This window comes from Shinella pollutisoli, from assembly GCF_024609765.1.
In the GTDB taxonomy this organism is placed as follows: domain Bacteria; phylum Pseudomonadota; class Alphaproteobacteria; order Rhizobiales; family Rhizobiaceae; genus Shinella; species Shinella pollutisoli.
The window spans coordinates 194,848-212,812 of sequence record NZ_JANFDG010000001.1 but is presented as its reverse complement, the minus strand read 5'-3'; the positions used below and the strand labels follow the sequence as shown (position 1 = coordinate 212,812).

Genomic DNA, 17,965 nt, shown 5'->3' with positions numbered 1-17,965 from the left:
GCGAAGTCGGCCCGCGGCATCGGCGATGCCGCGGCTGCAACTGCCTGTCCTGCCTCCTGCGTCAGTCCGTGACGATCACGTCCATGGGGATGTCGTGGGACTGGGGGTAGATCGTCGGGATGCGGCTCTCGGCATAGCCGACGCCGATCTTCAGCGTGCTCGCCGGCAGGACGGCGAGCGTGCGGTCGAAGAAGCCGCCGCCGTAGCCGAGACGGTAGTGCCCGGCGTCGAAGCCGACGACCGGGGCGATCGTCACGTCCGGCCGGACGACCTCGCCGCGCACGGGCACGAGGATGTTCCACACGCCGCGCTCCAGCGGGTCGCCGGGCGCCCAGAGACGGTATTCGAGCGGGCGGCCCTTCTCCACCACCACCGGCAGTGCGATGCGCCCGCCGCGCTCCATCGCCCGGATCGCCCAGTTGCGGAGATCCGGCTCGCCGCGGAACGGCCAGTAGGCGCCGAGGATGCGGCCGGAGAACTTGCCGATGACGAGGTCGAGCAGGCCGGCGATGCGTTCCGAGCGGACCTGCCGCTCGTCGGCGGAAAGCGCAAGCCGCGCCTCGATCAGCCGCGCACGCTCCGCCTTGCGCCAGCGCACGACGTCGACCGGGACGTCTGCCGCGGGCGCGCGGAAATCCGGCGTCAGCTCGTGCATGAAGCACGGCGGCGAGGCATAGTCGGCGATGTCGGCGTTGTCCGGCATGGGCAGGGGTCCCGTTGCGTGTCACAGGCGAGTGTGCGCAGGCGGAAAGAGGAAGGCAAACGGAATTAAATGCTGTATAAGTGCAAAAAATTTGCATTGAACGGGGCGGCGAGATGGATATCGACCGGGCGCGCACCTTCCTCGAAATCGTCCATACCGGCAGCTTCCTCAAGGCCGCCGAACGGCTGCACGTCACCCAGACGACGGTGAGCGCGCGCATCCGCACGCTGGAGGAGGCGCTGGGCCGGCAGCTCTTTGTGCGCACCCGCAACGGCGCGGCGCTGACGGCGGCGGGCCGCGAATTCGAGCGCTTCGCGCAATCCTTCGTGCAGGTCTGGGAGCGGGCACGCCAGCAGCTGACCGTGCCGCCCGGCCGCACCAGCGTCGTCGCGGTGGGCGGGGAGCTCAGCCTCTGGAACCCGTTGCTCCTCGACTGGCTGGTCTGGATGAAGGCGGCGCGGCCGCAGATCGCCATCCATGCGCAGGTCGGCATTCCCGACCAGCTCCTCGAACAGCTGCGCACCGGCGTGCTCGACATCGCGGTGCTCTATGCGCCGAAGCTCATGCCCGGCTTCAAGGTGGAGCTGATCGAGGAGGAGGAGCTGGTGCTGGTGCGCAAGGCGGGCGAGGGCGGGACGCCGGACTATGTCCATGTCGACTGGGGGCCGCAATTCTCCGTGCAGGGCGGCTTCGCCCTCGCGGGCTTTTCCGAGCCGGCGCTGCAGGTCGGCTTCGGTCCGCTCGGCCTCAACTATATCCTCAGGGCGGGCGGCATGGGCTATTTCCGCAAGGGGACGGTCGCGCCGCATCTGGCCGCCGGCGAACTCGAACGGGTGGAGGGCGCGCCCGAATTCACCTATCCGGCCTATGCCGTCTATCCGGACTCGGCGGAAGGCCGCAGCGACGTGCTGGACGCGCTGGGCGGCCTGAAGCAGGTCGCGCACTGAGTTCTCGGCAAAAAAATCGCGTGTCCCGGAAGGGTACGTTGTCCCAAGAAATCCGGCGGTGGCAGAATGCGTGGAACGCCTCCCCGCATGCCCTTGGAACAGGCGCCTCAGGATCGGTTGACTGCAATTTTTTTGCACTCTGCCAGCAATATCATTCGTTTGTCTGCGCCGTGACGCGCCGTCAATAGTCCCGCCGAAAGCCATCGGAATGCCGGATTTTCCGGCCGCAGGAGGCGAGCGGGCGCATGACTCTCTTGGAATTCAACGGACCGGGCCTGAGCGAGGAGCAATGGAAGACGGTGCGCGCCGTCGCCACCGCGCTCAAGCCGCAGCAGGCGCTGTGGCTGAGCGGCTATTTCGCCGGCCTCGCCGATGCGACGCGTGCGGACGCCGCCCATCTCGTGCTCGCCGGCCTTGCCCCGCAGGCCGCCTCGCGCACGCTCACCATCCTCTACGGCAGCGAGACCGGCAACGGCGCGGGCGTGGCGAAACAGCTCGCCGAGCGGGCGCGCGCCGCCGGCTTCGCGCCGGTGCTGACCGACATGGCCGAATACAAGCCGCGCCGGCTGAAGGAGGAGCAGGACCTGCTGATCGTCGCCTCCACCCACGGCGAGGGCGAGCCGCCCACCTCGGCGGCCAGCTTCTTCGAGTTCGTCGAGGGCCGCAAGGCGCCGAGGCTGGAAGGCCTGCGCTATGCCGTGCTGGCGCTCGGCGATTCCACCTACGAGTTCTTCTGCGGCGCCGGCCGGCGGATCGACGCGCGGCTCGCCGAGCTCGGCGCCGAGCGGCTGCGGGAACGGGTCGATTGCGACGTCGACTACGACGATGCGGCCGCGGCCTGGATCGAGGCGGCCATTGCCGCGCTCGCGCCGCCGGCCGTCGCCGCCGTGCCCGCCGCCCCGGCGGCTGTCGCGCCGTCCGCGGCCGCCTATGACAAGCGCAATCCCTTCTCCGCCATCGTCATCGACAACCTGCCGCTGACCGGCCGTTCCTCCACCAAGGAGACGCGCCATATCGAATTGTCGCTGGAAGGCTCCGGCCTCGCCTTCGCGCCGGGCGACGCGCTCGGCGTGCTGCCGCGCAACGATCCCGCGCTGGTCGAGACCCTGCTGTCGGCGCTCGGCCTCTCCGGCGGCGAGGATTTCACGCTCAAGGGGGCCACGACCACGCTCGGCAAGGCGCTTTCCGAGGCGCTGGAGATCACCGCCGCCACGCCGCGCTTCCTCGATCACTGGGCGCAGCTGAGCGGGACCGCCGCGCTGAAGGACCTGCAGGGCGACGCCCGCTCGGCCTTCCTGCGCGAGAACCACGTCATCGACATCGTCCGCCGCTTCCCCGTCGCCGGCATCGATGCCGAAAGTTTCGCCGCCGGCCTGCGCCCGCTGCAGCCGCGGCTCTACTCCATCGCCTCGTCCTCGACCGCCATCCCCGACGAGGTGCACCTGACGGTCTCCACCGTGCGCTACGACCTGAACGGCGAGGAGCGCTTCGGCGTCGCCTCCGGCCAGTTCTCGCGCCATGCCGGGCCGGAGACGGTGCTGCCGGTCTACGTGCAGGAGAACCCGCGCTTCCGCCTGCCCGACGACGACGCGCCGATCATCATGATCGGTGCCGGCACCGGGGTAGCGCCCTTCCGCGCCTTCCTGCAGGAGCGCGAGGCGCGCGGGTCTTCCGGCCGGTCCTGGTTGTTCTTCGGCGAGCGCAACTTCGACAGCGACTTCCTCTACCAGACCGAATGGCAGGGTTTCCTGAAAGACGGCGTCCTGTCGCGCATGAACGTCGCCTTTTCCCGCGACGGCGCTGAGAAGACCTATGTCCAGCACCGGCTGATGGAGCACGCCCGCGACGTCCATGCCTGGCTGGAGGAGGGCGCGCATCTCTACGTCTGCGGCGACGGCGCGAAGCTCGCGCCCGACGTCCACCGCGCGCTGCTTGCCATCGTCGCGGATGAGGGCGGGCTCGGCAAGGCGGCTGCTGCCGACTATCTCGCCGCGCTGCAGGAAAGCCGCCGCTACCAGATCGATGTCTATTGAGGCTCCGCCGATGACCCTTCTCGAAACCGACCGCAGCCGCGACATTTCCCAGCCGCTCGAGAGGCTCAGCCCCGACGAGACGATGAAGGCGCGGAGCGACCAGCTGCGCGGCACCATCGCCGAGGGCCTCGCGGCGGAGCTGACGGCCGCCGTTCCCGGCGACGACATCAAGCTGATGAAGTTCCACGGCATCTACCAGCAGGACGACCGCGACATCCGCGACGAGCGGCGGCGCCAGAAGCTGGAGCCGGCCTATCGCTTCATGGCGCGCGTGCGCCTTCCCGGCGGCGTGCTGTCGCCGTCGCAATGGCTGAAGCTCGATGCGCTCGCCCGCGCCTATGCGAACGACACGCTGCGGCTGACGACGCGTCAGACCTTCCAGTTCCACTATCTCCACAAGAAGAACCTGCGCGCGGTCATGCAAGGCCTGCGCGACGTGGCGCTCGATACCAAGGCCGCCTGCGGCGACGACGCCCGCGGCGTCATGGCCTCGATCAATCCCGAGCTTTCGGCGCTGCACGCCGAGGTCTACGCGCTCGCCAAGCAGGCAAGCGACCACGCCACGCCGAAGACCGGCGCCTATCCGGAGATCTGGTACGGCGAGGAGCGCCAGACGCGGGGCGACGGGCCGGAGGAGCCGATGTACGGGCGCACCTACATGCCGCGCAAGTTCAAGATCGGCTTCGTCATCCCGCCGGTCAACGACATCGACGTCCATGCGCAGGACCTGGGCTTCATCGCCATCGTCGAGGCGGGCAGGCTCCTCGGCTTCAACGTCGCCATCGGCGGCGGCATGGGCCGCACCGACCAGGCGCCGAAGACCTATCCGCGGCTGGCGAGCGTCATCGGCTTCATCCCCAAGGACAAGGTGATCGACACCTGCGATGCCGTGATGTCCGTCCAGCGCGACTACGGCGACCGTGCCGACCGCAGCCGTGCCCGCTTCAAGTACACGGTGGACGACAAGGGGCTCGACTGGATCACCGCGGCGATCGAGGACCGGCTGGGCTTCCCCTTCGCTGCTGCGCGGCCTTACGCCTTCACCTCGAACGGCGACGTGCTCGGCTGGCGGCGCGGCGAGGACGGGCGCGAGCACTTCACGCTGCGCATCCAGAACGGCCGGGTGAAGAATTTCGAGACGATCGCGCTCTTCGACGGCATCCGCGCCGTCGCCGAGGCGCACAAGGGCACGTTCCGGGTGACGCCGAACCAGAACCTCATCATCGCCGATATCCGACCCGCCGACCGGCCGCGGATCGAGGCGCTGCTGAATGCGCACGGCCTCGACCGGCTGAACGGCGGCAGCGGCCTCAGCCGCAATTCCATGGCCTGCGTGGCGCTGCCGACCTGTGGCCTCGCGATGGCCGAGAGCGAACGCTACCTGCCGTCGCTGGTTTCGAAGATCGAAACGATCCTCGCCGAGCACGGCCTCACCGACGAGCCGATCACCATCCGCATGACCGGCTGTCCGAACGGCTGCGCCCGGCCCTATATCGCCGAGATCGCGCTGACCGGCCGGGCGCCCGGCAAATACAACCTCTATCTCGGCGGCGGCTTCGCCGGAGAGCGCCTCAACAAGATGGTGCTGGAGAACGTCGCGGAGCCGGCGATCCTCGACCTTCTCGGCAGGGTCATCGGCCATTTCGCGCGCGAGCGCCTTGAAGGCGAGCATTTCGGCGACTTCGCCATCCGCGCCGGCTACGTCGCCGCGGTGACGGAAGGCCGGCATTTCAACGACTGATCAGGAAAGGAAGACATCATGACGAAAGCGGCAACCGATTCCCTCGTGACGGTGGACTGGCTGAAGGATCACCTCGACGATCCGAAGGTGCGCCTCTTCGAGGTGAGCGTCGACACCGGCGTCTACGCGAAGGGCCATATCCCCGGCGCCGTCGAGCTCAACTGGCACACCGACCTCGTCGACACCGTCAACCGCGACATCGCCTCGCGCGAGAAGCTCGAGGAGCAGCTTCGCCGCGCGGGCGTCGACAAGGACACGACGGTCATCGTCTACGGCGACAACAACAACTGGTTTGCCGCCTGGGGCGTCTGGGTGCTCGATGTCTACGGCTTCGGCGAGCGGGCGAAGCTGCTCGACGGCGGCCGTAAGCTGTGGGAGGCGCGCGGCCTGCCGCTGACGGCCGAGGTCCCCGCCCATGCGCCGAGCACGCTCACCCTGCCCGAGCGCGACAACAGCCTGCGCGCCCGCCTTGCCCAGGCGCTCGACTTCGCCGAGGGCCGCGTCGACGGCAAGCTGGTCGACATCCGCTCGCCCGACGAATATCTCGGCAAGGTCTTCGCGCCGGAGGGCGTCAAGGAACTGTCGATCCGCGCCGGCCACATCCCCGGCGCCGAGAACGTGCCGTGGGCGACCATCGTCAACGAGGACGGCACCTACAAGCCGCTGGAGGAGATCCGCCGCATCTATGCGGAAAAGGGCATCGATGGCACCAAGCCGGTCATCACCTATTGCCGCATCGGCGAGCGCTCCAGCCATACCTGGTTCGCGCTGAAGCGGCTTCTCGGCTATGATGCCCGCAACTACGACGGCTCCTGGACCGAATACGGCAATGCGGTCGGCGTGCCGGTGGTCAACAGGAGCGGCACCGTCTGGCTCGGCAAATAAGCCGGAAGATATCGGAACGCATCGACGCCCGCCCCGCGCCCTCACCGGCGCCGGGCGGGCTTTCGGCAAGGAGAGGACCATCATGGAAGAGCGCGACCCAAGGACCGTGGCGGCCGCCCACGGCGTCGCCATCGACGAGAACCACGGCGCGGTGACGCCGCCGATCTATCTCAGCAGCACCTTCGCCTTCACCGGCTACGAGACCCATCGCGGCTACGAGTACAGCCGCACCGCCAACCCGGGCCGCGACCTGCTCGGCGAGACCATCGCACGGCTCGAAGGGGCGGCGGGGGCGATCGTCATCGCCTCCGGCATGGCGGCGGTCGACCTCGTGCTGTCGGTCGCCAGCCCCGGCGACCTCGTCGTCGCCCCGCACGACTGCTACGGCGGCACCTACCGGCTGCTGACGAGCCGGCGCGACAAGGGCCATTTCGACCTCGCCTTCGTCGACCAGTCGGATGCGGCGGCACTCGCCGCGGCCCTCGCCCGCAAGCCGGCGCTGGTGCTGGTGGAGACGCCCTCCAACCCGCTGATGCGCGTGGTCGACATCGCCGCGATCGCCGCCGCGGCGAAGGCGGCGGGCGCGAAGGTCGCCGTCGACAACACCTTCCTCTCCCCGGCATTGCAGCGGCCGATCGCGCTCGGCGCCGATTTCGTCATCCATTCCACCACGAAATACCTGAACGGCCATTCCGACGTCGTGGGCGGGGCGGTCGCCTGTGCTGCGGATGCGGATGCGGAAAAGCTCCGCTTCTGGGCCAACATCACCGGCGTCACCGGCTCGCCCTTCGACGCCTACCTGACGCTGCGCGGCATCCGCACGCTGTTTCCCCGTGTCGAGCGGCAGCAGGCCAATGCACTCGCGGTCGCCGAATTTCTCGCCGCCCATCCCGCCGTCTCGGCAGTCCACTATCCGGGGCTCGCAAGCCACCCCGGCCACGCGCTGGCGAAGCGTCAGCAGGCGGGCTTCGGCGCGATGCTGAGCTTCGAGCTTTCGGGCGGCGTGCCGGCGGTGCGGTCCTTCGTCGAGAGGGTCCGGGTGTTCACGCTCGCGGAGTCGCTCGGCGGCGTCGAAAGCCTCGTCGCCCACCCCGCGACGATGACCCATGCCGGCATGGGCGCGGAGGCCCGCCGCGCCGCCGGCATCGGCGACGGCCTGCTCCGGCTTTCGGTGGGGCTGGAGGCGGAGGCGGACCTGATCGCCGATCTCAAGCAGGCCCTGCCGTCGTCGGCGGGCGCCTGATTTCCCGGGCGTCCCGTCCGGTGTCCGCAGCCGGCTGCCGGACAAATTCGCTTCTCCGGCCCGTTTTTCCGGAACACCTCCGGAAGCTTGCGGTTAGAGGGACGCTCCACGGAGAGGAGCAATCCAGAAAAAGGAGAATGAAAATGCCCAACCAACAGCAGGACAACCGCGGCCGCGATTCCGGTGACACCTCGAAGCGCGGATTCGCGTCGATGGACCAGGACAAGCAGCGCGAGATCGCTGCGAAGGGCGGCCGGGAATCCGGCGGCAACTTCAAGAACGACCCGGAAAAGGCCTCCGAGGCCGGCCGCAAGGGCGGCCAGCACTGACACGGGCCTGCCATGAACCGGAGCGAAGGAGGCTGGTCGCCTCCTTCGCCGTCTTCCCCGGAACAAACGTCCCTTCCCTGCGGTTCTCCAATCGGAGGACCGGATCATGTTTCGCGAACCATTGCTGACAGGACGCGCCTTTCTGGTCGTCGAGGACGAGTACCTGGTGGCCCTGCATCTGTGCAGGGAAATCGAGGATGCCGGCGCCCGCGTCGTCGGACCGGTATCCGGCATCGACGATGCGCTGCGGCTTCTCGAGGAGGGCGCGGGCGACCTCGATGCGGCGCTCGTCGACGTCAACCTGCACGGTGCGATGAGCTATGCCGTCGCCGACAGGCTCGTGGAACTGGGCTTGCCCTTCGCCTTCCTGACGGGCTACGACTGCCGGTCGATCCCTTCGAGGTTCGGGGGCGTGCCTTGCTTCACCAAGCCCTGCCGCGACCGCGAGCTGCTCGCGTTTCTCGCCGCGCTGCCGTCCGGCGAGCCGAGGGACGAGGAACGGGCGGAATAGCGATGGACGCGGATTTCTTCAGGCGGGACGTGGTTGCGGTCGCCGTCGATCTCCTGGGCGTGCGCCTTCTCGTCGACGGCGTCGGCGGCGTCATCGTCGAGACCGAGGCCTATCGCAAGGACGACGAGGCCTCGCACAGCTACCGCGGGCCGACGGCGGCGAACGCGGCGATGTTCGGCGACCCCGCCCGCGCCTATGTCTACCGCTCCTACGGCATGCACTGGTGCCTCAATTTCGTCTGCGAGCCGGGCAGCGCGGTGCTGATCCGCGCCCTGGAGCCGACGGACGGCCTGGAGGCGATGGCGGCGCGCCGTCCGGCCGCGCCGCCGCGCAGGCTTTGCGCGGGTCCGGGGAACCTCTGCAAGGCGCTGGGCGTGACCGGCGGCATGAACGGCCTTCCCGTGCTGCGGCCGCCCTTCTTACTGGAACGTCCCGCGCAGGCGCCGGCGTCGGTCAGCGGATGCCGCATCGGCATCAGCAAGGCGGCCGACCGGCCGTGGCGCTTCGCCGTGGAAGGATCCGCCTACCTGAGCAAGCCGATCTGATCTGCGTTTTCCATGGAACAAATCACCCCCCGTACGGTTTGATCCTGCTGCAGCAAGATCGCGCTCGTCCCGACGGAAAGGACGATGACGCAATAGAATGATCTGTTCAGGAAGGGACGTTCACATGGCCGATTTCTACGATATGGTTCGCACCGAAGCCTATCTCATCTGGGAAGCCGAAGGACGCCCCGACGGGCAGCACGACCGCCACTGGCTGGCGGCGCTCGAACGGGTCCGCGAGAGGACGGCACCGAAGGCCGGAGCCCCGGTCATCCCGCTTCCCCTGAAACGCGTGGTGCTTTCGGCGCGCGCGAGACGCAGGCCGCAGGCGGCTGCGCCGCTGCGCGCATCCGCCTGATCCGCGCCATCCTTTTCGTCGCATTCTTCCCGCCGTCCGGCGGGAAGATTCCCTGATCCGTGCAGCGGAGTTTCACCTGACAGGCCATGAACGTTCTGTCGATCGTTTCGGAGGTTTTTCCTCTCATCAAGACCGGGGGATTGGCGGACGTCGCGGGCGCTCTTCCCAAGGCCCTGCGTCCCCACGGAATTTCCGTCCTGACTCTGGTGCCGGGCTATCCGCAGGTGCTGGAGCGTCTTCCGGGCAGGGCGGAAATCGGCCACATCGATGACCTGCTCGGCCATCGCGCCGTCGTCTTCCGCGCGGAGGCGGACGGGCTGGATCTGCTCGTCCTCGACGTTCCCGAACTCTACCAGCGGGCGGGCGGCCCCTATCTCGACCATCACGGGCGCGACCATCCCGACAACTGGCTGCGCTTTGCCGTCCTGTCGCTGGCGGGCGCGAGGATCGCGCTCGGCGCGCTGCCGATCGGCGGGGCGGACATCGTCCATGTCCACGACTGGCAGTCGGCGCTGACGCCGGTCTATCTGCGCTATGCGTTCCGCAGCGCGCTTCCCGTGGTCTGCACGATCCACAACCTCGCCTTCCAGGGGCAGTTCTCCTTCGACATCGCCGGCCTGCTGCAATTGCCGCCCGCCGCGCTCGGCTTCGACTGCCTCGAATATTACGGCGCCGTCGGCTATCTGAAGGGCGGCATCCTCTGCTCCGACGTGGTGACGACGGTGAGCCCGACCTACGCGCGCGAAATCCTGTCCCCCGATCTCGGCATGGGCCTCGACGGCGTGCTGCAGGAGCGCCGCTCGGCGCTCTACGGCATCGTCAACGGCATCGATTCCGACATCTGGAATCCCGCGAGCGATCCCGTCATCCCGAAGCAGTACGACGCGCGGTCGCTCGCACGCAGGCAGGACAACCGGGCCGCCGTTCTGGAGCGGTTCGGCCTGACGGACGCGAACGGCCCGCTCTTCGCGGCGCTGACGCGGCTCACATGGCAGAAGGGCGCGGACCTGTTCCCGGAGGCGGCCGAGGAGATCATGCTCCACGGCGGGCAGCTCGTGATCTGCGGGCAGGGGGATGCGGAGATCGAGGCGGCGCTCAGGCAATGCGCGGCACGCCATCCCGACCGCGTGAGCGTGCATATCGGCTTCACCGAGGACCTGGCGCACCTCATCGTCTCGGGCTGCGACGTGCTGATCCAGCCCTCGCGCTTCGAGCCCTGCGGCCTCACGCAGCTCTACGCGATGCGTTACGGCGCCATTCCGCTGGTCGGGCGGACGGGCGGCCTGTCGGAGACCATCATCGATGCCAACGATGCGGCGACGGCGCGCGGGGTGGCGACCGGCTTCCAGTTCCATCCGGTCGATGCGCACAGCTTCCGCGAGGCGGTGCGCAGGGCCTGCGAGGCCTTCGCGGATCACGAGGCCTGGGCGAGCCTGCAGCGGCAGGCGATGAAGGCCGACTTCTCCTGGGATCGCAGCGCCTCCCAGTACGCCCAGCTTTTCGAGGCCCTGCACGCGGCGTGGAAGAAGAGCGTCGACGGCGTGTGAGCCGGCGGTGCCGCGTCTTCAGGGGATTCCACGCGTTCCACAATGAGATCCGCGCTGCTCGTTCGGAGAACGCGTGCCCGTCGAAAGATTCGCAGGCCCGCGAGCGGCGGTCCGCCGGTTTGGCGTCGCGGCCGGCCGACACTGTGCTATTCTGCCAGACGGGACCTCACACACGGCACAAGGAGCCGAACCATGATCAGGCAGAACCGGCTTCTGGCGGCTCTGGCAGCGGACGATCGCGATTTCCTGTCGGCGCTGATGGAGGGGGTGGACCTCCCGCGCGGGCTGGAACTGTCCCTGCCGCGCACGATCGCGGAATACTGCTATTTTCCCGGCGCCGGCATCATATCGACCGTCGTCGTCTCGCCGGAGGGCAACCAGACCGAGATCGGCGTGATCGGCCGCGAGGGCATGTCGCCCTCCTCGGTCATCCTTGGATCGGACCAGAATCCCTTTCGCACCGTCATCCAGGTCGACGGCCACGGCTGGCGCATAAGGCGGGAAGCGCTCGCCCGCTTCATCGAGGAGCGGCCGCCGGTGCGGCGGATCATGCTGCACTGGGCTCAGGCCTTCTCCTCCCAGATCGCCTATACCGCCCTTTCGCACTCGGTCCACACCGTCGACGAGCGGCTCGCCCGCTGGATCCTGATGTGCCACGACCGGGTGGACGGCGACCGGCTGGCGCTCACCCACGAGTTCCTGTCGATCATGCTCGCGGTGCGCCGGCCGAGCGTCACGAACGCCCTTCACATCCTCGAGGGCAACGGGTTCATCCATTCGCTGCGCGGCACCATCATCATCCGCGACCGCGCCGCGCTCGAGGCGTTCGCCGCCGATTCCTACGGCGGAAGCGAGCGGGAATATGCGCGCCTCTTTTCTGCCCCGGCGGCATAGGCGCGCCCGCGTCCTCCTGTCTGTCTGCTACCGTACCGACACCGGCATCCGGGTTGTCTCGTGGATTTTATGGTCATAGATGGACGGTCATTGATACTGGAAAGACCGAAACCTCGGGCAGAGATGCGGTCGCTGAACCGCTTGGGATTGGTCGATGGAGGATGTTCGGCAGACCATGCTTCGAAACAACCTGCTTCGGAGGCTGCCGGATGGATTCCTGGCGGGGCTTCGGCTGGAGCCGGTGACGCTTTCCCGTTCCTTCCAGCTTTCCTCACCGCACCAGCCGATGGACCATGCCTATTTCTTCGAGAGCGGCATCGCCTCGGTCGTCGTCCGCTCGCCGGAGGGCCAGCACACGGAAATCGCCATCATCGGCCGGGACGGCATGTGCCCGGCCTCGGCGCTCCTCGATGCCGACACCGACCCCTTCTCGGTGTTCATGCAGGTGCAGGGCGAGGCGCACCGCGTCCCGATCTCCGAGCTGAAGGCGGCGCTTTCCGAGGATCGGGAGGCGCAGGGCCTCTTCGCCCGCTATGCCCAGGCGCTCGCCGTCCAGCATGCCTATACCGCGCTGTCGAACGCCGTCCACCATATCGACGAGCGCCTCGCCCGCTGGATCCTGATGTGCCACGACCGGACGGACGGCGCGGAAATCAGCCTGACGCACGAGTTCCTGTCGATCATGCTCGCCGTGCGCCGTCCCAGCGTGACGACGGCGCTCCACGTGCTGGAGGGCAAGAAGCTGATCTATTCCGAGCGGGGCCTCGTCATCGTGCGCGACCGAGCCGGCCTCGAAGCGTTCGCGCGCGACGCCTACGGCGAGTGCGAGAAGGAATACGAGCGCCTCATCGGTCCGATCGCGGATCGCGACGGGACGGCCGGCTGAGGGCGTCGCCGATGGGGAGGCGGGCCGCCGGCCGCGGCATCGTCGCCCCGGTGTCGCTGCGCCCGGCAGCACGTACGAGCGAAAGCCCCGGCTGTTCCATTTTTTCGCCGCCCTCGGTACGATAGCGTACCGCAACCTCTGCGCTCTCCTTCCGTTCTGCCGGAAAAGGAGGGACGCATGGACATATCCCGAGTTTCCCAAGACGGAACCGCATCGGTGCACGGCGCCATCGAGGCGCAGCTTCCGGCGCTGCGCCGCTTCGCGCAGCGGCTGACGCGGTCGGCGAGCGACCGCGAGGATCTGATCCAGGAGACGGTGATGCGCGCGCTCAGGTCCGCCCATCAGTTCCGCCCCGAGACGGCGCTGCGATCCTGGCTCTTCACCATCATGCGCAACACGTTCAACACGGAATACCGGCGGCGCAGCCGCGAGACCGTCGGGCTGGACGACGGCTTCGCCGAGCGCGCGGGCATCGCCGCGCCGCAGGAATGGGCCGTCCGCCGCAGCGAGCTGCGCATGGCGTTGCGCCGCCTCCCGGCGTGCTCGCGGCGCACGTTGCTGCTCGTCGCCATGGGCGTGAGCTACATCGACGCCGCGAGGCTCTGCGACTGCGAGATCGGCACGGTGAAGAGCCGCGTCAACCGGGCCCGCAAGATGCTGGCCGACGAGATCGGCCGTCCCGGTGCGCTCTGACGGCGGCGGCCGCGCCGGAACAGAAGCCGCGCGGATGGGTTGGATACCGACAGTCGCCGGACCGGGAAGGACGCATGCCGCAGAAACCGAACGCCGCCCCTGCCTTCCAGGAGCACGCCCATGGCGGGCTGGAGCAGATGCGCGCCGAGGCCGCGGAATGCCGGCGCTGCGACCTCTATCGGGATGCGACGCAGGTCGTGTTCGGCGAGGGGTCCGAGGACGCCAGGGTCCTCCTGGTCGGCGAGCAGCCGGGCGACCGCGAGGATATGCTCGGCCGGCCGTTCGTCGGGCCGGCGGGCCGTTTTCTCGACGCCTGCCTGGAGGAGGCGGGGATCGACCGCAAGGCCTGCTACCTCACCAACGCGGTCAAGCACTTCAAGTTCAAGACGCTCGGCAAGCGGCGCATCCACCAGAAGCCCAACACCGGCGAGGTTCGCCGCTGCGCCTGGTGGATCGGCGGCGAGATCGAGCGGCTGCGGCCGAAGCTGCTCGTCGCCCTCGGCGCGACCGCGACCTTCGCGCTGGTCGGCAACCGCTATGCCGTGACGGCGGACCGCGGGCGGATCGTCGACAGCGAGGCCGGCCTTCCGGTGCTGATCACCGTGCACCCGTCCTCGCTCCTGCGCACCCGTGACCGGCCGGAGGCCATGCAGGAACGGGCGCGCTTCGTGGCGGAGCTCGGCAAGGTGAAGCGCTTCCTCGACGAGTGAGCGGCGTTCAGCCCTCGTCGCCGGCCGTCCCGGCCGAATCCGCAACCTCGGTGTCCGGCCGGTCCCGGCCGGCGGCCACCTCGTGGCGCCAGCGTCCGTCCGGCGTCTGGTAGGCGATGAACCGGTCCTCGCCGGACGCCTCGTGGCGCGCTGCCGCCGAATGCGCCGCCGCAAGGGCCGCCGCGTGGCTCGGGAAGGTTTCGGAGAAGACGTCGTCCAGGCGATAGGCCCACCCGTCCTCGTGCGGCACGACATGATAGGTGATCGTCATGGTTCTCGATCCCGGGCTCAAGGCCGGCGATTGGCGGCGTGATCCTCGTATTGCTCGGTCTGCAGGGCCTTGCCGTCCTGGCCCCTTTCCTTGGTATGCTGCTGCTTGTCGCGGTTCTTCAGCACGCTGCCGGGATGCAGGGTTCCCTCTTTCAGCTCGCTCATCGCGCCGCTTCCGTCGCCCTTTCCCTGGGCGCCCTTTCCGATGTGCTTGCGGTCGGCATGGGCCATGGCGGTTTCCTCCTCGGTGGTGGACGTCATGCAGGCCGAACCGCGGGCGTTGCGAAAAGTTCCCGCCGGAGGCCGCCGTCTCGGTACGGTTTCGTACGGAGTTCATGCTTGAATAGAGGGGGCGGTTCCGTAGAATCCGGGCATTGATCGTGAGGGGGGTCCGGCGTGGGCAGCTACTCTTCCAAGGGGACGTTCGAGCCTGAAGAGCTCGGTGCCTTGAAGCTCATCTTCGACGAACTGACCGCACAGCCGTGGTTCGACCCGTCGGATGAGGCGCGGGAGAGTTTCGCCCGATATCTGTTCGAGACCTTTCCCGCCGTCACCTTCGATCCGGTCAAGCACCGCTCGATCGTCGAGGCCTCGGCCCGCATGTTCTACGCCAGGGACGACGGCTGAGGGCGGGACGCTCCGGAACAATCGCCAGCCGGGCGGGTTGGAACGGGAGAGGAGACCGTCATGGCCATCATCCCCAACGATCCGAACCCCAATCCCGGCCCGAACCCCGTTCCGGACCTGCCGCCGATCGACAATCCGACGCCGCCGATCAGGGAGCCGGAACCCGATCGGCTGCCGGACGAGGAGCCCAATCCGAACCCCGACGAGAACGACGATCCGGGAAAGCGGGTGCGGCCGCGTGACGCGCGTTCGATGTCGCTCCGTCCCTGAGGTCAGAGGGCCGCCGGCCAGAGCCGCCGGGTCAGCACCTTCTCCGTTTCCAGCACCGCCATCGTCACGACGCCGATCGCCATGACTAGCAGCCCGTCCGTGAAGGCGACCGGCGCGCTGTCGAACAGCGCGTTCATGACCGGCAGGTAGGTGAAGGCGAGCTGGGCGGCCACGACCGCGGCGACCGCCGCCAGCACGGGCGGCGTGCCCATCGCGCCGACGAGGCTGAAGGACGTCTTGTGCAGGTAGCGGACGTTGAAGAGGTAGAAGATCTCCATCACGACGATGGTGTTGACCACCATGGTCCGCGCGACGTCCTCGCCGAGCCCGCCGCGCATGGCGTATTCGAAGATGCCGAAGACGCCGAGCGCGAAGAGCGCCGACACGAAGACGATCCGCCAGACGAGGAAGCGCGACAGGATCGGTGCGTTGCGCGGGCGCGGCGGCCGGCGCATCACGTCGGGCTCGGCCGGCTCGAAGGCGAGCACGAGGCCGAGCGTGATCGTCAGGATCAGGTTGATCCAGAGGATCTGCACCGGCGTCATCGGCAGCGTCAGGCCGAGGAAGATGGCGAGGATCACCACGAGCACCTCGCCACCGTTGGTCGGCAGCGTCCAGCCGATGACCTTGCGGATATTGTCGTAGACGGTGCGGCCCTCGTTCACGGCGGCGACGATGGAGGCGAAGTTGTCGTCGACGAGCACCATCTGCGCCGCCTCCTTCGCCGCCTCCGTTCCCTTGCGGCCCATGGCGACGCCGACGTCGGCCTGCTTGACGGCCGGCGCGTCGTTGACGCCGTCGCCGGTCATGGCGACGATCCGCCCGTTGGCCTGCAGCGCGCGCACGATGCGCAGCTTGTGCTCCGGCGTGGTGCGGGCGAAGACGCTCGTCTCCTCCGCGACGACGCGCAGTTCCTCGTCCGTCAGCCCGTCGAGGACGGTGCCCTTGACGACCTTCGGGTCGTCGGCGATGGCGAGCTGCCGGGCGATGGCGAGCGCCGTGCCCTGATGGTCGCCGGTGATCATCTTGACGGCGATGCCGGCCGAGCGGCATTCGGCGACGGCCGCGATCGCCTCGTCGCGCGGCGGGTCGATGAAGCCGACGAGGCCGAGGAAGGTAAGGCCGGTCTCGACCGATGCGAAATCCAGCCGCTCGATGCCGTCGGCGGCGCGCGTGGCGAGACCGAGCAGGCGCTCGCCGTTGGCCGCCGCCTCGTCGATCCGCCGAAGCCAGTGGGCCGGGTCGACCGCATCGCCGCCCGCCACGCTGCCGCACATTGCCAGCACGCGCTCCGGCGCGCCCTTCACGAAGACGTGCCGGCTGCCGTCCGGGGCCGTGTGCAGGGTCGCCATGAAGCGGTGCTGCGCGTCGAAGGGGATCTCGTCGAGCCGGGTCCAGGCGTCGCGTTCCGGTTCCGGATGCAGGCCGGACTTGGCGGCGAGCGCCACCAGCGCGCCCTCCATCGGGTCGCCGAGCACCGTCCATGCGCCGTCGCGCTCGACGAGGCGCGCGTCGTTGCAGAGGAGGCCGGCCCGGATCAGGCGCTCGCGTGCCGGATCGTCCGCGCCCTCGATCGTACCTGCCGGCGCGTAGCCGGAACCCGTGACGCGCGTGATGCCGGCCATCGTCACGGTGCGGCGTGCCGTCATCTCGTTCTTGGTGAGCGTTCCCGTCTTGTCGGAGCAGATCACCGAGGTGGCGCCCAGCGTCTCGACCGCCGGCAGGCGGCGCACGACGGCGTTGCGCGCGGCCATGCGCCGGACGCCGATCGCCAGCGTGATCGTGATGACGGCCGGAAGCCCCTCCGGCACGACGCTCACGGCGAGCGCCACGACGACCACGAGCGCGTCGACCCAGTCGTAGCCGCGCGCGAGGACGGCGAAGACGAAGAGGGCCGCGGCGGTCGAGATGGCGAACCAGGTGGTGAGGCGGCCGAACTGGTTGATCTGCGCGAGCAGCGGCGTCGTCAGGACCTGCACGTCGCCGATGAGGCGGGAGATCCGGCCGATCTCGGTGTCCGTGCCGGTCGCGACCGCCACGCCGGTCGCCTGCCCGGTGGCGACGATGGTGCCCGAATAGAGCACGGGGAAACGGTCGGCGAGGGCGGCCCCGGCGTCGACGGGCGGCTCGGCCTTTTCCGCCGGCACCGATTCGCCCGTCAGGATCGCCTCGTCGACCGTCAGCCCGCGCGCCCGGATCAGGCGGAGGTCGGCCGGCACCTTGTCGCCCGCGTCGAGCAGCACCACGTCGCCCGGAACGATCTCCCGCGTGTCGATCCGGTGGCGCTCGCCCTCGCGCAGCACGATGGCATGCGGCGCGATCATGTCGCGGATCGCGTTCAGCGCCTGCTCGGCCTTGCCCTCCTGCAGGTAGCCGACGACGGCATTGACGACGACGACCGCGACGATGACGAGCCCGTCCACGAGGTGGCCGAGCACGATCGACATCAGGGCGGCCGCCAGCAGGAAGTAGATCAGCGTGTTGTTGAACTGCGCGAGGAAGCGGAGGAGGGGATGCTGGCGCGCCGCCTCGCGCAGCCGGTTCGGCCCGTGCGCCTTCAGCCGCCTGCGCGCCTCCGAGAGCGTGAGGCCGTCGGGGCCGGTCCCGAGCCTCGCGCATACGGCCTCCGCCGGCATGGCGTGCCAGGCGTCCTGTCCCGTTGCTCTCTCGACGGTCATGCGTGCTCCTTTCGCGCCGGCAGAGCATGTTTCGACCGGCGGCGGATGGCAATCCGAATTCGCGCTTAAGGCGGGCGGCGCGCGATTGCATTGCC

The 17,965-nt window shown here is 68.8% G+C and carries 20 protein-coding genes; 16 read left to right on the top strand and 4 right to left on the bottom strand.

From position 1 onward, the window contains the following. Positions 1–61: 61 nt before the first annotated feature. Positions 62–703 carry a 5-formyltetrahydrofolate cyclo-ligase gene (locus tag NNZ72_RS01090; RefSeq protein WP_257311394.1) on the bottom strand — a complete coding sequence of 214 codons (642 nt, stop codon included), beginning with the start codon at positions 701–703 and terminating at the stop codon, positions 62–64. Positions 704–816: 113 nt separating this feature from the next. On the opposite strand from NNZ72_RS01090, the gene NNZ72_RS01085 reads away from it, so the two are divergent. From NNZ72_RS01085 to NNZ72_RS01020, 14 genes are all read left to right on the top strand, one after another. Continuing rightward, positions 817–1,650, top strand: a complete 834-nt coding sequence (locus NNZ72_RS01085; RefSeq protein WP_257311392.1) for a LysR family transcriptional regulator — start codon at positions 817–819, stop codon at positions 1,648–1,650. A 245-nt stretch (positions 1,651–1,895) separates the two neighbouring features. Further along, positions 1,896–3,683 carry an assimilatory sulfite reductase (NADPH) flavoprotein subunit gene (locus NNZ72_RS01080; RefSeq protein ID WP_257311389.1) on the top strand — a complete coding sequence of 596 codons (1,788 nt, stop codon included), beginning with the start codon at positions 1,896–1,898 and terminating at the stop codon, positions 3,681–3,683. 10 nt (positions 3,684–3,693) lie between these two features. After that, positions 3,694–5,424, top strand: a complete 1,731-nt coding sequence (locus tag NNZ72_RS01075; protein WP_257311385.1) for an NADPH-dependent assimilatory sulfite reductase hemoprotein subunit — start codon at positions 3,694–3,696, stop codon at positions 5,422–5,424. Between the two features lie 18 nt (positions 5,425–5,442). After that, positions 5,443–6,309, top strand: a complete 867-nt coding sequence (locus NNZ72_RS01070) for a sulfurtransferase (protein WP_257311383.1) — start codon at positions 5,443–5,445, stop codon at positions 6,307–6,309. An 82-nt stretch (positions 6,310–6,391) separates the two neighbouring features. Further along, entirely contained in the window at positions 6,392–7,552 is a 1,161-nt protein-coding gene (metB, locus tag NNZ72_RS01065; protein ID WP_257311380.1) for a cystathionine gamma-synthase, read from the top strand. Between the two features lie 143 nt (positions 7,553–7,695). Further along, positions 7,696–7,881 carry a con-10 family general stress protein gene (locus tag NNZ72_RS01060; protein ID WP_257311377.1) on the top strand — a complete coding sequence of 62 codons (186 nt, stop codon included), beginning with the start codon at positions 7,696–7,698 and terminating at the stop codon, positions 7,879–7,881. Positions 7,882–7,987: 106 nt separating this feature from the next. Beyond that, positions 7,988–8,392 carry a response regulator gene (locus NNZ72_RS01055; protein WP_257311374.1) on the top strand — a complete coding sequence of 135 codons (405 nt, stop codon included), beginning with the start codon at positions 7,988–7,990 and terminating at the stop codon, positions 8,390–8,392. Positions 8,393–8,394: 2 nt separating this feature from the next. Next, entirely contained in the window at positions 8,395–8,937 is a 543-nt protein-coding gene (locus tag NNZ72_RS01050) for a DNA-3-methyladenine glycosylase (RefSeq protein ID WP_257311372.1), read from the top strand. A gap of 124 nt (positions 8,938–9,061) precedes the next feature. Next, entirely contained in the window at positions 9,062–9,295 is a 234-nt protein-coding gene (locus NNZ72_RS01045) for a DUF2934 domain-containing protein (RefSeq protein WP_257311368.1), read from the top strand. A gap of 86 nt (positions 9,296–9,381) precedes the next feature. After that, positions 9,382–10,842: a glycogen synthase GlgA gene (gene glgA, locus NNZ72_RS01040; RefSeq protein ID WP_257311366.1), complete on the top strand. Its 1,461-nt coding sequence runs from the start codon at positions 9,382–9,384 to the stop codon at positions 10,840–10,842. 192 nt (positions 10,843–11,034) lie between these two features. After that, on the top strand, positions 11,035–11,736 hold the full coding sequence (locus NNZ72_RS01035; RefSeq protein ID WP_257311363.1) for a Crp/Fnr family transcriptional regulator: 702 nt from the start codon (positions 11,035–11,037) through the stop codon (positions 11,734–11,736). 175 nt (positions 11,737–11,911) lie between these two features. Continuing rightward, positions 11,912–12,622 carry a Crp/Fnr family transcriptional regulator gene (locus NNZ72_RS01030; protein ID WP_257311360.1) on the top strand — a complete coding sequence of 237 codons (711 nt, stop codon included), beginning with the start codon at positions 11,912–11,914 and terminating at the stop codon, positions 12,620–12,622. A gap of 177 nt (positions 12,623–12,799) precedes the next feature. Further along, positions 12,800–13,315: a sigma-70 family RNA polymerase sigma factor gene (locus NNZ72_RS01025; protein ID WP_257311358.1), complete on the top strand. Its 516-nt coding sequence runs from the start codon at positions 12,800–12,802 to the stop codon at positions 13,313–13,315. 74 nt (positions 13,316–13,389) lie between these two features. Next, entirely contained in the window at positions 13,390–14,025 is a 636-nt protein-coding gene (locus tag NNZ72_RS01020; protein WP_257311357.1) for a UdgX family uracil-DNA binding protein, read from the top strand. Between the two features lie 7 nt (positions 14,026–14,032). Here NNZ72_RS01020 and NNZ72_RS01015 read toward each other — a convergent pair whose 3' ends face one another. Together NNZ72_RS01015 and NNZ72_RS01010 are read right to left on the bottom strand one after the other, a co-directional pair. After that, the gene (locus tag NNZ72_RS01015) at positions 14,033–14,296 is read right to left on the bottom strand and encodes a DUF2188 domain-containing protein (protein ID WP_257311354.1); all 264 of its coding nucleotides are present in this window, start codon (positions 14,294–14,296) and stop codon (positions 14,033–14,035) included. A 17-nt stretch (positions 14,297–14,313) separates the two neighbouring features. After that, positions 14,314–14,526: a hypothetical protein gene (locus tag NNZ72_RS01010; RefSeq protein WP_257311351.1), complete on the bottom strand. Its 213-nt coding sequence runs from the start codon at positions 14,524–14,526 to the stop codon at positions 14,314–14,316. A gap of 165 nt (positions 14,527–14,691) precedes the next feature. Here NNZ72_RS01010 and NNZ72_RS01005 point away from each other — a divergent pair, with 165 nt between their 5' ends. Next, the gene (locus NNZ72_RS01005; protein ID WP_257311348.1) at positions 14,692–14,922 is read left to right on the top strand and encodes a hypothetical protein; all 231 of its coding nucleotides are present in this window, start codon (positions 14,692–14,694) and stop codon (positions 14,920–14,922) included. Between the two features lie 60 nt (positions 14,923–14,982). Then, positions 14,983–15,192 (top strand): hypothetical protein, encoded by a 210-nt coding sequence (locus tag NNZ72_RS01000; RefSeq protein WP_257311346.1) that lies wholly within the window; start codon positions 14,983–14,985, stop codon positions 15,190–15,192. A 2-nt stretch (positions 15,193–15,194) separates the two neighbouring features. On the opposite strand, the gene NNZ72_RS00995 is transcribed toward NNZ72_RS01000, so the two are convergent. After that, on the bottom strand, positions 15,195–17,870 hold the full coding sequence (locus tag NNZ72_RS00995; protein ID WP_257311344.1) for an HAD-IC family P-type ATPase: 2,676 nt from the start codon (positions 17,868–17,870) through the stop codon (positions 15,195–15,197). Positions 17,871–17,965: the final 95 nt, after the last annotated feature.